A 14,033-nucleotide genomic window follows, 5' to 3' on the forward strand; every position below is an offset into this window, starting at 1 on the left:
CGCTCACCTCAGCTTCGGGTCGAGGGCGTCGCGCACCGCGTCGCCGAGCATGATGAAGGCCAGGACGGTGAGCGCGAGGGCCCCGGAGGGCCACAGCAGCGCGTGCGGGGCGTTGCGGATGTAGGGCGAGGCGGCGGAGATGTCGATGCCCCAGGAGACGCTGGGCGGCTTCAGACCGACGCCGAGGTACGACAGGGTCGCCTCCAGGGCGATGTAGGTGCCGAGGGCGATGGTCGCGACGACGATCACGGGGGCCACCGCGTTGGGTGCGATGTGCCGCAGCAGGATCCGGGAGTTGGAGGCGCCGAGGGCGCGGGCGGCCTGGACGTAGTCGTTCTGCTTGACGGTGATCACCGAGCCGCGGGCGATCCGGGAGATCTGGGGCCAGCCGAGCAGCACCATGAACCCGATGACCGGCCAGACCGTATTGCTCGTCACCACCGAGAGGAGGACGAGACCGCCGAGGACGACCGGGATCGCGAAGAAGACGTCGGTGATCCGGGACAGCACCGAGTCCCAGACCCCGCCGAAGAACCCGGCGAGCCCGCCGAGCACCGACCCGAGCAGCGCGACCCCGAGCGTGGCGCAGACGCCCACCGTGACGGACGTACGGGCGCCGTACACGGTCCGCGTGTAGACGTTGCAGCCCTGTCCGTCGTAGCCGAACGGGGCGCCCGGCCGGGAGCCCTCCTGGGCCAGGGCGAGGTCGCACTTGAGGGGCGAGCCGGAGGCGATCAGGGACGGCCACAGGGAGATGACGACGAGGAAGAGGATGACGAGGGCGGAGACGATGAAGACGGGGTTGCGCCGCAGGTCCCGCCACGCATCGGACCACAGGGAGCGGGGCTTGGCGGCCGGGCCGGTGCCGAGCGGCCCGCCCGGTGTCCGCTCCAGCGTCTGCGCCTCGCTCGCCGCCAGGTCCATCGCCCCGCCCGCCCCGGTCCCCGCGATCGCCCGGTCCTGCTCGAACGGCTGCTCAGGCATAGCGGATCCTCGGGTCGAGTACGGCGTAGAGCAGGTCCACCAGGAGGTTGGCCACCAGGAACACCAGGACCAGCACGGTCACGAACCCCACCACCGTCTGGGTGTTCTGCCGCAGGATGCCCTGGTAGAGCTGGTAGCCGACGCCGTGGATGTTGAAGATCCGCTCGGTGACGATCGCGCCGCCCATCAGCGCGCCGATGTCGGTGCCGATGAAGGTGACGACGGGGATGAGCGAGTTGCGCAGCAGGTGCCTGGTGACGACTCGGCGGCGGGGCAGCCCTTTGGCGACGGCCGTACGGACGTAGTCGCTCCGCTTGTTCTCGGCGATGGAGGTGCGGGTCAGCCGGGTGACATAGGCGAGCGACACGGAGGCGAGCACCAGTCCCGGCACGATCAGCTCGCCGAAGGTGGCCTCCGGGGAGACGGAGGGTTTGATCCATCCCCACTCCACGCCCAGCAGCAGCTGGAGCAGCAGACCGGTGACGAAGGTCGGTACGGAGATGACGACCAGGGTGGCCAGCAGCACTCCGGTGTCGACGGGGCGTCCGCGCCGCAGTCCGGTCACCACGCCCAGCGTGATGCCGATGACGATCTCCAGGACGATGGCCACGATCGTCAGCCGGATGGTGACGGGGAACGCGGTGGACATCAGCTCGGTGACCGGCTGCCCGTTGAACGCCGTACCAAAGTCGCCGGTGAAGACGTTCCCCATGTAGGTGAGGTATTGCTGCCACACCGGCTTGTCGAGTCCGAACTCCTTCTTCAGCTGGGCGGCCGTCGCCGGGTCGCAGGCGCGCTCACCGCACAGCCCGGCGATCGGGTCGCCCATGACGTTGACCATGAGGAAGATCAGCAGCGTGGCCCCGACGAACACCGGGATCATCTGGAGCAGCCGCCGGACGACGTAGCGTCCCATGCCGGTTCAGCTGACCTTGATCTCGTTGTAGACGGGGACGCTGAACGGGTTGAGGGCGACGTTCGACAGCCGCTCGGAGTAGCCGGCGCTGCCGTTCTGGTACCAGAGCGGAATGGCGGCCATGTTGTCGCGGACGACCCCCTCGGCCTGCTGGAAGGTGGACACGGCCTTGGCGGTGTCGGTCTCGGCGTTGGCCTGGTCGACGAGCTTGTCGAAGTCCTTGTTGGACCACTTGCCGTCGTTGGAGGAGGCGTTGGTGTAGTAGAGCGGCTGGAGGAAGTTCTGGATGAGCGGGTAGTCCATCTGCCAGCCCGCGCGGAACGGACCGGTCATCTTGTGCTGCCCGATCTGGTTCCGGAAGTCGGCGAAAGTGCCCACCGGATTCCCGACGCACGCCTTGTCGTTGCCGAGTGCGTTGTTGATGGAGTTGCACACGGCGTCCACCCACATCCTGTGCGAGCCGGTGTCGGCGTTGTACGTGATCTTGAGCTGGCCGCCGGGCAGCCCCCCGCCCTCCTGGATGAGCTTCTTGGCCTGGGCCGGGTCGTAGTCGCAGGCGCTCCCGCACAGCCCTTCCTTGAAGCCGCCGTCCGCGCCGAGCACCGGCGAGGTCCAGTCGGTGGCCGGGGTTCGGGTGTTCTGGAAGATGGTGTCGGTGATCTGCTTCCGGTTGATCGCCATGGAGAGGCCGGTGCGGACCTTCTCCGCCCCGCTCCTGTTCCAGGCGCTGTCGTAGTAGGGGAAGGCGAGCGTCTGGATGATGCCGGCCGGCGTGTTGATGTAGCGGTCGCCGAGATCGCTCTTGACGTTCTTCAGCTGCGACGCGGGAACGTCGTCGACGAGGTCGAGGTTGCCGGCGATGAGGTCGGTGTAGGCGGTGTCGCTGTCCGTGTAGACCTTGAGGGTGACCCCGGCGTTCTGCGCCTTGTCGGCGCCGGGATAGCCGTCCCACTTCTTGAGGGACATCTGCGAGCCCTTGGTGTAGGACTCGATGCGGTACGGCCCGTCGCCGACCGGTTGTGCCAGCCAGCCGGCGTGGTCGGTGAAGAAGGTCTGCGGCAGCGGGGCGAAGGCCGCGTAGCCGAGGGTGTCGGGGAAGCTGGAGAACTTCTGGTTGAGCGCGACCGTGAACGTCTTGTCGTCGACGACCTTCAGTCCGGAGAGCGTGTCGGCGCTCTGTGAGCCGCCGGCCGGGTGGACCTTGTCGTAGCCCTGGATGTAGCCGAAGAAGTAGGCGTTCTTCTGGTTGTTCTTGAGGCTCGCCCCGTAGTTCCAGGCGTCGACGAACGACTTGGCGGTCACCTTCTCGCCGTTGCTGAACGTCCAGCCGTCCTTGAGTGTGACCGTGAAGTTCTGCGAGTCGCTCGTGTCGATCTTCTGGGCGAGCATGTCCTCGGCCTTGCCGGTCTTCGGGTCGTACTTCTTCAGACCCCGGAAGATCATGTCCAGGACCTTGCCGCCCTGGACCTCGTTGGTGTTGGCCGGCTCCAGGGGGTTCTGCGGGTCGCCCCAGGAGGAGCTGAGCACGCCGCTCTCGCCTCCGCCGCCCCCGCTGCCGCCGCCGCCCCCGCAGGCCGTGGCGGCGAGCGCCACCAGGACCGCGCAGGCCGCCCCTCGGGCGTGCGTGGCTGAACGCATGGCGTGCCTCCTCCGTGAAGGGTGATCGGTGGACCGGCGGATCCACAGATGACCCGCTATCGGTCAATATCGACCGAACAGGTCGATATCGCTCACCCACTGCCCCGAACGGAGGGTCCCCGAAGACCCCATGCCGACCTTTAGGGGGACACGTCACCCGATTGCAGACGCCCCTCCGGGGCCCTCTTGAGGATCTTGCGACGGCGGCGCAATGGATCTCCGTACAACGATGCCGAAACGTTGGATTGCGACCCACTGATGTACGCATTTCGGCACCCTCGCGTCCGCATAACGAACTCATTGACCGTTTTGTGCAATTAGTCCGAACTAAAGCACGGTGCGATTACGAGGCGCTACCCGCGTAGCTACGGAACGGTCAAGCCCAGGTAAAAAAGGTAAAGAGAAACCCAAGCCGACCCAGAATTTATTGACCTTGAATGAATTGCGTTGAAAAAGTCCGGCGTAGCCCGTAGGGGAGCGTGCCCTGCGGAGTCATCAGACCCTCCCTTGGGCCAGGAGCACCATGACCCCCCCAACTCCATCAACGGCTGCCCCGCTTGAGGTGACCGACGAGACCGAGAAGAAGTCGACCACTTCGGACGGTTCGAAGGGCACCGAGAGCAGGTCGCCGGGCCGCCTGGCCTGGAAGCGCTTCAAGCGCGACCGTACGGGCGTTATATCCGCTTACGTCGTGATCTTCTTCTTCGTGATCGGCGCCGGAGCACCGCTCATCGCGAAGCTGTACGGGAAGAACCCGTACACCACCTACACCACCCAGCACCCCGAGCTGCTCAACGCCTTCTCGTACCCCGCAGGGCCCAACGGAGGTATGAGCTCGGAGTTCTGGTTCGGCATCGAACCCCAGCTCGGCCGGGACGTCTTCACGTTCCTGCTGTACGCCATCCGCAACTCGCTCGGCATCGCGACAGCCGCCGCATTGCTCACCACGGTCCTCGGCGTCGTGATCGGTGTCACAGCCGGCTACCTGGGCGGCAAGACGGACTACCTCGTCGGCCGGATCATCGACATCCTGCTGTCGTTCCCGTCCACGCTGTTCTTCATCGCGTTCATGCCTGTCGTCTTCGGATTCTTCGTCGCCCCCGACGACAACATCCCGACCTGGCTGCGCGCCACCGCGTTGATCCTCGTCCTTTCCGCCTTCGGCTGGGCCTCCATCGCCCGACTGCTGCGTGGCCAGGTCCTCGGCCTGCGCGAGCGGGAGTTCGTCGAGGCAGCGAAGGTCACGGGCGCGTCACCGATGCGCGTCGTGTTCAAGGAACTGCTGCCCAACCTGTGGACTCCGATCATCATCCAGTCCACGCTGCTCCTGCCCGCCTACGTGACTGCGGAAGCGGGTCTGGCCTTCCTCGGCGTGGGCATGATCGACCCCACCCCCGACTGGGGCGTGATGATCGGTCGCGGTGCACAGTTCTACACCGAGGACATCACCTTCATGCTCTTCCCGGGCATCTCCATGGTGGTCTTCGTCCTCGCCTTCAACCTGCTCGGCGACTCCGTGCGCGACGCGCTCGACCCGAAGTCCAAGCGGTAGCGCTCTCCCTGCACCATCCGGCCCGGTTCGATGACGTCCGGCTGGTTCCGACCATCCGAATTGACCCCTATAGGCAGGCTCAGCATGTCCTTTTCTCGCAGAAACTTCCTGATCGCCACCGGTGTGGCCGCGGCGTCCACGACCGTGCTGAGCGCGTGCAGCAGCGGTGACGACAGCAAGGGCTCGTCCAAGGTCCCGTCCGTCTCCGACGCGAAGACCATGAACATCCCGGTCGGCACCAAGGCGGACTCCACGGGCCCGGCGCCCGAGGTCACGGGCGCGGTCAAGGGCGGCACGGTCTACTCGCTCGACCAGTTCGACATGGACCACCTGGACCCGGCGCAGATCTACGTCTCCACCGAGGGCGCCATCACCCGCCCGATCCTGCGTGGTCTGACCGGTTACAAGGTCGACGACAAGGGTGGCGCCACGCTCGTCGGCGACGTGGCGACCGACGCCGGCACCATGAAGGACGGCGGCAAGACCTGGTCGTTCACGATCAAGGACGGCATCAAGTGGGAGGACGGCACCGACCTCTCCATGGACGACGTCCGCCACACCTTCGAGCGCCTCTTCGCCTCGTTCGTCACCGAGGGTCCGCGCTACGTCCAGCAGTGGCTGGTCGGTGGCGACAAGTACAAGGGCCCCTACGACGGCAAGAGCCTCTCCTCGATCGAGATCTCCGGCAAGACGATCACGTTCACGCTCACCGAGGCCCGCACCGACTTCAACTACACGCTGGGCATGCCCGGCTACGGTCTTGTCAACAAGAAGAAGGACACCAAGGAGAAGTACGACAAGCGTCCGTACTCCCTTGGCCCCTACAAGATCGACAGCCGCAGCATCGGCAAGTCGATGACCTACGTGCGCAACGAGCACTGGGACGCCGCCACGGACTCGATCCGCAACGCGTACCCGGACAAGTACATCTTCCAGTTCGGCTTCCAGCCGGTTGCCTCCACCGACCGCTACATCGCGGACAAGGGCAACGACCAGTACGCGATGTCGATCTTCAACGAGGTGGCGGCCGAGCGCACCGCGCAGGTCCTCACCAACGCCTCGCTGAAGAAGCGTGTCCTGACCCAGGTCGACACGGTCACCTACTACTGGCCGATCAACATGACCCGGATCAAGGACCTGAAGGTCCGCCAGGCGATCAACTGGGCGTGGCCGCACCAGCAGCTGCAGACCATCCGCGGTGGTGCCTCCACCAGCGAGCTGGCCAGCACCATCCTCAGCCCGGTGACCCCCGGCTACGAAAAGTTCGACCTGTACGGCGTGACCACCAAGCCCGGCGGTGACCCGGTCAAGGCCAAGGCGCTGCTGAAGGAGGCCGGCAAGGTCGGCCAGAAGCTGGTCATCGCCTACCAGCAGTCGGACAACGCGGTGAAGCAGGCCGTGGCCATCAAGAACGCTCTGGAGGCGGCCGGCTTCCAGGTCGTCAACCAGCAGGTCGACAAGACGACCTTCTACACCCAGATCGGCAAGATCGACAACGGCTACGACCTGTTCGCGGCCGGCTGGAGCCCGGACTGGCCGAACGGCTACTCCGTCTTCTTCCCCTGCTGGAGCGGCAAGAACATCGGCGACGGCCGCAGCAACTACGCCCAGCTGAACGACCCGAGTGTGAACAAGGCGATCGACGCGGCTGCCAAGATCGCCGACGTGGACGAGGCCAACAAGGCCTGGGGCGCCATCGACAAGCAGATCATGGAGCTGGCGCCGGTCGTTCCGGACTACCACTCCATCCGTAACTGGATGTACGGATCCAAGGTCGGCAACGTCGTCTACGACGCCGGTAACACCTGCGTCGCGCTCTGCAAGCTGTACGTCAAGAAGTAAGCGCGAAAGACCCTCCGGGGGCGGCCACGACCTGGCCGCCCCCTCCGGCCCCCCTCACCCCCGGCGACGGCGCCCCGTCCGGAAAGTCACGCCCCATGTTCCGCTTCCTTGTCCGCCGAGTCTTCGGCGCGCTGGTCATCCTCCTGATCATCAGCGCCGTCACCTTCTGGCTCTTCTACGCCATCCCGCGTGACCCCGCCACAATGTCCTGCGGCAAGAACTGCACGCCCGACATGCTCAAGCAGGTCCGGCACAACCTGGGCATCGACCACCCCGTTCCGGTGCAGTACTGGTACTGGCTCAAGGGCATCTTCGTCGGGCGCAGCTACGGCGACTTCGGCAACTGCAACGCGCCGTGCCTCGGTTACTCGTTCGCCAACCGCGAGCCCGTCCTCGGCACGATCATGGACCGGCTCCCGCTGACCCTGTCGCTCGCCTTCGGCTCGGCCGCCGTCTTCCTCGTCTTCGGTATCGGCGCCGGCATGCTCGCCGCCGTCAAGCAGGGCAAGTGGCAGGACAAGGTCGCCAGCTCGGCGTCGCTGGTCGCCTCATCGATGCAGATCTACTTCGTCGGCTACATCGCGATGTACTTCTTCGTCGCGAAGCTCGGCATCCTGGACAACCCGTCGTACACCCCCCTCACCCAGAACCCGGTCGAGTGGGCCTCCGGTCTCCTGCTGCCATGGCTGGTGCTGGCCCTGATCTGGACCGCCAACTACACCCGTATGACGCGCTCCCAGCTGGTCGAGACGCTGAGCGAGGACTACGTCCGCACGGCCCGGGCCAAGGGCCTCTCCCGTCGGAACGTCTTCTTCCGGTTCGCCTGGCGCGGCGCGATGGGTCCGATCGTCACGATCTTCGGCATCGACCTCGCCACGCTCATCGGCGGCGCGATCATCACCGAAACCGTCTTCAGCCTCCAGGGCGTGGGCCAGCTCGCACTGAAGTCCGTGGACCAGAGCGACCTGCCCATGGTGCTCGGTGTGACCTTGCTTTCCGCCGGCGCGATCGTGATCTTCAACATCATCGTGGACGCCGTCTACGCCCTCATCGACCCGCGGATCCGGCTCGCCTGACCTCCGCCCCACCCCCAACCTCGCATCACCCCCCAGGAGCGTCCCCGTGACGAGCACCGATCAGCAGCCGTTCCTCTCCGTCAAGGACCTCAAGGTCCACTTCTCCACCGAGGACGGCATCGTCAAGGCCGTCGACGGGCTCAGCTTCGACATCGCCAAGGGCCAGACACTCGGCATCGTCGGTGAGTCGGGCTCCGGCAAGTCAGTGACCAACCTGACGATCCTGGGCCTGCACGACCCCGCCCGCACCCAGATCGACGGCGAGATCCTGCTCGACGGCCAGGAACTCCTCTCGGCGTCCGAGCGGGAGCTGGAGAAGCTCCGCGGCAACAAGATGTCGATGATCTTCCAGGACGCGCTGGCCTCGCTGTCGCCGTACCACACCATCGGCGCCCAGATCTCCGAGGTGTACCGCAAGCACACCGGTGCCTCCAAGAAAGAGGCGCGGGCGCGGGCGATCGAGATGCTGAAGCGGGTCGGGATCCCGCAGCCGGACGTCCGGGTCGACGACTACCCGCACCAGTTCTCCGGCGGTATGCGCCAGCGCGCGATGATCGCGATGGCCCTGGTCTGCGACCCCGAGCTGCTGATCGCCGACGAGCCGACCACCGCGCTCGACGTGACGGTCCAGGCGCAGATCATGGACCTGCTCAAGGACCTCCAGCAGGAGTTCGGCACGGCGATCATCTTCATCACCCACGACCTCGGAGTCATCGCCGACATCGCCGACGACGTCCTGGTGATGTACGGCGGCCGGTGCGTGGAGCGGGGGACCAAGAAGCAGGTGCTGGGCAATCCGCAGCACCCGTACACGCTGGGCCTGCTCAACTCCATGCCGGCTCTGGACGGGCCGGTCGATGTGCCGTTGTCGCCGATTCCCGGCTCCCCGCCGTCGCTGCTCAACCCGCCGTCCGGCTGCCGCTTCCACCCGCGCTGCGCGTTCGTGGAGAAGGTCGCGGGCGGCAAGTGCTCCAGCGTGCAGCCGCCGCTCGAACTGATCGAGGGCCGGGGCTCCGCCTGCCACCTGGAACTGAGCCAGCGAGACGAACTCTTCGCCGACTACGCGGCCATCGCCGGCCACAACTGACGGACACGAGACGGGACTTCACGACCATGAGCAACACCAACCCCCTCCTGGACGTCTCCGGGCTGGCCAAACACTTCCCGATCAAGGGTGGTTTCCCCATCCGGCGGACGGTCGGCGCGGTGCAGGCGGTGGACGGCCTCGACTTCCAGGTCGCCGAGGGCGAGAGCCTGGGCCTGGTCGGCGAGTCCGGCTGCGGCAAGTCCACGACCGGCCGCCTCATCACCCGCCTGCTGGAGCCGACCGGCGGCAAGATCACCTACCGCGGCCAGGACATCACGCACGCCAACCGCCGGCAGCTGGCGCCGATCCGGTCCGAGATCCAGATGATCTTCCAGGACCCGTACGCCTCGCTGAACCCCCGCCAGACGGTCGGCAAGATCGTCGCCGGTCCGATGGAGATCAACGACATCAACCCGGCGGGCGGCCGCGAGGCCCGGGTCCGCGAACTCCTGGAGATCGTCGGCCTGAACCCGGAGCACTTCAACCGCTTCCCGCACGAGTTCTCCGGCGGCCAGCGCCAGCGCATCGGCGTGGCCCGCGCCCTGGCCCTGGAACCGAAGCTGATCGTCGCCGACGAACCGGTCTCCGCCCTGGACGTCTCCATCCAGGCCCAGGTCGTCAACCTCCTCCAGAAGGTCCAGCAGGAACTGGGCATCGCCTTCGTCTTCATCGCCCACGACCTCGCGATCGTGCGGCACTTCTCGCAGCGCGTCGCGGTCATGTACCTCGGCAAGATCGTGGAGATCGCCGACCGCGACGACCTGTACAACAACCCGCGCCACCCCTACACGCGGGCCCTGCTGTCCGCCGTTCCCGAGGCGACGGTGGACGTGGAGCCGCGCGAGCGGATCCGCCTGGTCGGTGACGTCCCGTCCCCGATCAACCCGCCGTCCGGCTGCCGCTTCCGCACCCGCTGCTGGAAGGCGACGGACAAGTGCGCCACGGAGGCTCCGCCGCTGGTCCAGGCCGACGGCAACAAGCCCGGCCACCTCACCGCGTGCCACTATCCTGAGGCGCAGGACACGATTCCCGCCCCGCGTCTCTCCAAGGACCCCGAGGCAGCGGCCTGACACACCCCTTTTTCCGTCAGCCGCCGCCTGCGGAACGGACTTTCACCGGCCCATTGACCCGAGCCCTGAACGTCCGCTCCAGGGGAGCAAGGGCCCGCACCTCCCCAGGTGCGGGCCCTTCTCATTGCCACGCGGCGCCCTCAGGAAGCGGTACCGGCTTCGACGCGCTCGGGTTCGGCCGTATCAGCCGTCCGCAGTGACCGCACCCCGGGCGACAGGAGCGCGGCGAGGCTGGCCGCGATGATCAGGGCGGCGCAGACGATGAGCATCCGGTCGGTGCCGAAGGCGTCGGCGGCGGGTCCTGCCAGGGCGAGGCCGAGTGGCGCGAGGGTGAGCGAGCCGAACCAGTCGTAGGAGCTGACCCGGGACAGGGCTTCCTCGGGGACTTCGCGCTGCACGGTGGTGGACCACAGCACGCCGAAGAAGTCCAGGCTGACGCCGGCGGTGAAGGCGCCCGCGGCGACGGCCCACAGCGGTGCGCCGGCCCCGAGGAGGGCCGGCGGCAGGGCGGCCGGGAGGGTGAACAGGACCGCCGCCAGGATCGGCCGGGTCACGCGCGCACGGGCCGCGATGCCGGCGCCCGTCACGGCCCCCAGCGCCTGCGCGGCCACCACCAGCGACCATGCGCGGGCCCCGCCGAAGTGAGCGCTCGCCGCCAGCGGCCCCAGCACACCGGCGTTGGCGTTCATGGCGGCCACCACCAGGGAGAACTGGACGACGACCACCCACAGCCACTGCCGGGAGGCGAACTCCCGCCAGCCCTCGCGCAGATCGGCCCAGCCCGAGGCGGACTTCCGTGGCCGACGCGGCAGCCGCAGGGACGAGGTGAGCGCGGCGCTGACCACGAAGGAGAGGCCGTTGACGGCCAGCGCCCAGCCTGCGCCGACCCATGCCACGGTCACGCCGGACAGGGCCAGTCCCAGCAGGAGGGAGGTGTTGGTGCCGACCCGCAACAGACCGTTGGCCCGCTGGAGGATCCCGGACGGCACCAGCTGCGGGACGACCCCGTCCATCGCGGGCGCGAAGAGAGCGGTCGCGGTGCCCGCCGTGACGGCGAGTGCGCAGAGCGCGGCGACGGGGGCGTGTCCGCTGAGCACCATGGCCGCGAGTCCGCCGTAGGAGAGGGCACCCAGCACGTCCGACACGGCCATCAGCGCGGAGCGGGACACCCGGTCCGCGATCACTCCGCCGACCAGGACCAGCGCGAGCTGCGGGACCGCCTGGCAGGCGACGACGAGCGAGAGGTCGCCCGGGGTCGCGCCGGGCAGCGAGAGCACCGCGAAGGCCAGCGCGATCCGGGCGAACCCGTTGCCGAGGACGGAAATGATCCGGGCGAACGCGAGACGCACGAAGCCGGGGTTGCGCAGCAAGGACGGGGGGTGTTCAGCGGCGGACATGGACGGGCACCCTACGCCTGTGCCGCCACGCGCAAGCCGCCGTCACGCTCGATTCCCGCCAAGTACGGACAGAGGTCGGCCTCCCCCGGCCCCCGCCGTTCAGGACTCGACGAACAGCTCGGCAGCATCCGTGACGTGCACCGCCCGCTGAGCCCAGATTTCGAGCTGCTCCAAATCCACGCAGGCATCCACCCGCTCACGGACCGCATCACTCACCGCAATGCCACGCCACTCCAGGACCCGCAGGACCATCTCCGCGCGCTCCTGAACACGCCCCTGCTCCCGGCCTTCCTCGCGCCCTTCTTCCCGGCCTTCCTCGCGCACCTGCTCCGCCAGCGGGTGCCGCCAGAAGTACTGCATCGCCGTCATCAGTTCCCTCCACATCTGCTTCGCCCGGGGATCGACCAGGCACGAGTCGACGAACTGCACGAACACCGCGGCACTGTCGCGGTCGATGGTCTTCAGGGCGGCTGCCAGCGATTCCAGTATGGCCGCAGCATTCCGGCCCCGCCCGTGTGTCATGGCCGAAAGCACCGCAAGAGGTACATCCCGCACCGCCTCCCGCTCGTCCGCGATCACCGGCACGTTGTCCGGCCCCAGCACCAACGGACGCACGATCAACGACTCCCACCCCGGAAAGCCGAGCTGGGTCGGCTGCGAGGCCCACCGCGCCGTGGTCCTGCTCTGCGTGGTCACGATCAGCACCGGCTCACACCGGTACTTCTCGTACAGATACGAGAGGTAGTACGGCCAACTGCCCCGCTTCCGCTCGTCCGGCCGCCCCTGCGACTCCACGACCAGGAGATACGTCCCCGTGTCCGTCTCCGCCCGCAACAACGTGTCCACCCGACGCTCGACCGGCTCGATCTCCGTCAGGTCCACGTTCATCGCCGCGATCTCCCGCGGCTCCGGAAACGGCACCCCCAGCACCCGTTGCAACGCATGCGTCAGCAACCCAGGATCCTTCTGGAAGATCCGGTGCAACGCCTCATGCGTCGACCCCACCATCACGCCACCCCCAACTCGCACCACACGTACTTGCCCCGCTCCCCGAACCGGGCGGACGGCTGCCAGCCCCAGCAGTCGGCACACGCCACCACCAGACGCAGCCCCCGCCCCGCCTCATCAAGGTCCTTCACCGCCTCCAACGACCCCGGTGGCTTGGGAGGTACGGGATCTGCATCCCACGCCCCGATCCACACGACGCCCTCCGAGGAGCGCCGGACCCTGAGCGCGGCCGGCCCCTTCGTGTGCCGCACGGCATTGGCGACCAGCTCGGCGGCCAGCAGTTCCGCGGTGTCCGCGAGGCCGATCAACCCGTGCATGGTCAGGATCAGGCGCAGGGTGCGGCGGCAGATGGTGACCGCTCTCAAGTCGTTGGGAACGTGGAGCGTGTAGTCCCAGGTCTCGGGCATGCGTCATCAACTCCGGTCGGATGAAGGGGATTTCACGCACGGTGGCATCGCCGCACGACAGAGGCGCGGTGCACTTCCGCAGCGTGTCCGTTACGTCACCGACGGTAGAGTCACAATTTGGGACGGCGCAAGTCGCTGCCGTAATCTTCCCCTCGAACGAGGTCCTGCCTCACGGCAGTTCCTGGCGAGGAGGAAGACATGACGCGCAGGAAACAACCCACTGCACGCCAGGCGCGTCTGGGCTCCGAGCTGCGCAAACTCCGAGAGGCCGCAGGGCTCAAGGGGTTGGAGGCCGCCGCGCTGCTCGGGACGGACTCGGCGCAGATCAGCCAGATCGAATTCGGCACGGCAGGCGTGAGCGAGGACCGGGTACGGCGGCTCGCCGCCCATTATTCCTGCACGGACGCAGAGTTGATCGAGGCGCTGGTGGCGGTCGCTACGGACCGGACCCAGGGGTGGTGGGAGGAGTACCGGGGGCTGCTGCCGACGTCGTTCCTGGATCTCGCCGAGCTGGAATACCACTCCTCGTACCGGCTCGACGTGGAGTTCCTGCACATCCCCGGCCTGTTCCAGACGGAGGACTACGCCCGCGCCATCTTCTCCTACCGGGTGCCCGAACTCCCGACGAGCGATCTTGAGCTGCGCGTACGCCACCGCATGGACCGCAAGGCGGTCTTGGATGTGCCGACCCCCGTTCCTTACGAGGCCGTGATCCACGAGGGGGCCCTGCGCATCAGGGTGGGTGACCGCGCCGCCGCACGTGCTCAGCTCGGCCGTCTCCTGGACTTCTCCGAGGCGGAGCACATCACCGTACGGGTCATCCCGTTCGACCTGGACGGCTTCGCCGGGGCGACGAACGCCATGATGTACGCGGGCGGTGCCGTGCCCAAGCTGGACACGGCGGTACGCGATGCCCCGCAGGGCGCGGGGTTCATCGACTCCGAGGCTCAACTCGGTGCATTTCGAACGCTCTTCCGTAAGGTGGAGTCCGCGTCCCTCGACCCCGAGCGGTCGCGCGACTTCATCCACAACCTGACGAAAGAGCTGTGAGGCACA

At 67.4% G+C, this 14,033-nt stretch carries 12 protein-coding genes; 6 read left to right on the top strand and 6 right to left on the bottom strand.

All coding sequences use genetic code 11. From position 1 onward, the window contains the following. Positions 1–3 precede the first annotated feature (3 nt). The 3 genes from ACIQVL_RS35940 to ACIQVL_RS35950 are packed head-to-tail and all read right to left on the bottom strand — an operon-like array spanning position 4 to position 3,538. On the bottom strand, positions 4–984 hold the full coding sequence (locus tag ACIQVL_RS35940) for an ABC transporter permease (protein ID WP_403477410.1): 981 nt from the start codon (positions 982–984) through the stop codon (positions 4–6). Continuing rightward, positions 977–1,900, bottom strand: coding sequence for an ABC transporter permease (locus ACIQVL_RS35945; RefSeq protein ID WP_362595550.1), 924 nt, complete (start codon positions 1,898–1,900; stop codon positions 977–979). Before ACIQVL_RS35945 ends, ACIQVL_RS35940 begins: the two co-directional genes overlap by 8 nt. A gap of 6 nt (positions 1,901–1,906) precedes the next feature. Beyond that, positions 1,907–3,538, bottom strand: coding sequence for an ABC transporter substrate-binding protein (locus tag ACIQVL_RS35950; RefSeq protein WP_403477411.1), 1,632 nt, complete (start codon positions 3,536–3,538; stop codon positions 1,907–1,909). Between the two features lie 523 nt (positions 3,539–4,061). Here ACIQVL_RS35950 and ACIQVL_RS35955 point away from each other — a divergent pair. The 5 genes from ACIQVL_RS35955 (at position 4,062) to ACIQVL_RS35975 (ending at position 10,165) form a co-directional block, all read left to right on the top strand. Further along, positions 4,062–5,090 carry an ABC transporter permease gene (locus ACIQVL_RS35955; RefSeq protein WP_403440966.1) on the top strand — a complete coding sequence of 343 codons (1,029 nt, stop codon included), beginning with the start codon at positions 4,062–4,064 and terminating at the stop codon, positions 5,088–5,090. Between the two features lie 84 nt (positions 5,091–5,174). Next, the gene (locus tag ACIQVL_RS35960) at positions 5,175–6,932 is read left to right on the top strand and encodes an ABC transporter substrate-binding protein (protein WP_403477412.1); all 1,758 of its coding nucleotides are present in this window, start codon (positions 5,175–5,177) and stop codon (positions 6,930–6,932) included. A gap of 95 nt (positions 6,933–7,027) precedes the next feature. Next, a complete protein-coding gene (locus tag ACIQVL_RS35965; protein WP_403477413.1) occupies positions 7,028–8,008 on the top strand; it encodes an ABC transporter permease in 981 nt (326 codons plus the stop codon). A gap of 46 nt (positions 8,009–8,054) precedes the next feature. Then, positions 8,055–9,095 (top strand): ABC transporter ATP-binding protein, encoded by a 1,041-nt coding sequence (locus tag ACIQVL_RS35970; RefSeq protein WP_403477414.1) that lies wholly within the window; start codon positions 8,055–8,057, stop codon positions 9,093–9,095. Between the two features lie 26 nt (positions 9,096–9,121). Then, positions 9,122–10,165, top strand: a complete 1,044-nt coding sequence (locus ACIQVL_RS35975) for an ABC transporter ATP-binding protein (RefSeq protein WP_403477415.1) — start codon at positions 9,122–9,124, stop codon at positions 10,163–10,165. Between the two features lie 140 nt (positions 10,166–10,305). Here ACIQVL_RS35975 and ACIQVL_RS35980 read toward each other — a convergent pair whose 3' ends face one another. From ACIQVL_RS35980 to ACIQVL_RS35990, 3 genes are all read right to left on the bottom strand, one after another. Then, positions 10,306–11,562: an MFS transporter gene (locus ACIQVL_RS35980; protein WP_403477416.1), complete on the bottom strand. Its 1,257-nt coding sequence runs from the start codon at positions 11,560–11,562 to the stop codon at positions 10,306–10,308. A gap of 99 nt (positions 11,563–11,661) precedes the next feature. Next, positions 11,662–12,570, bottom strand: a complete 909-nt coding sequence (locus ACIQVL_RS35985) for a hypothetical protein (RefSeq protein ID WP_403477417.1) — start codon at positions 12,568–12,570, stop codon at positions 11,662–11,664. Continuing rightward, positions 12,570–12,977, bottom strand: a complete 408-nt coding sequence (locus ACIQVL_RS35990) for an ATP-binding protein (RefSeq protein ID WP_403477418.1) — start codon at positions 12,975–12,977, stop codon at positions 12,570–12,572. Before ACIQVL_RS35990 ends, ACIQVL_RS35985 begins: the two co-directional genes overlap by 1 nt. Positions 12,978–13,175: 198 nt before the next feature. Here ACIQVL_RS35990 and ACIQVL_RS35995 point away from each other — a divergent pair, with 198 nt between their 5' ends. Further along, positions 13,176–14,027 (top strand): helix-turn-helix domain-containing protein, encoded by an 852-nt coding sequence (locus tag ACIQVL_RS35995; protein WP_403477419.1) that lies wholly within the window; start codon positions 13,176–13,178, stop codon positions 14,025–14,027. Positions 14,028–14,033: the final 6 nt, after the last annotated feature.

Source organism: Streptomyces sp. NPDC090499 (genome assembly GCF_044769305.1).
Taxonomy (GTDB): Bacteria; Actinomycetota; Actinomycetes; order Streptomycetales; family Streptomycetaceae; genus Streptomyces.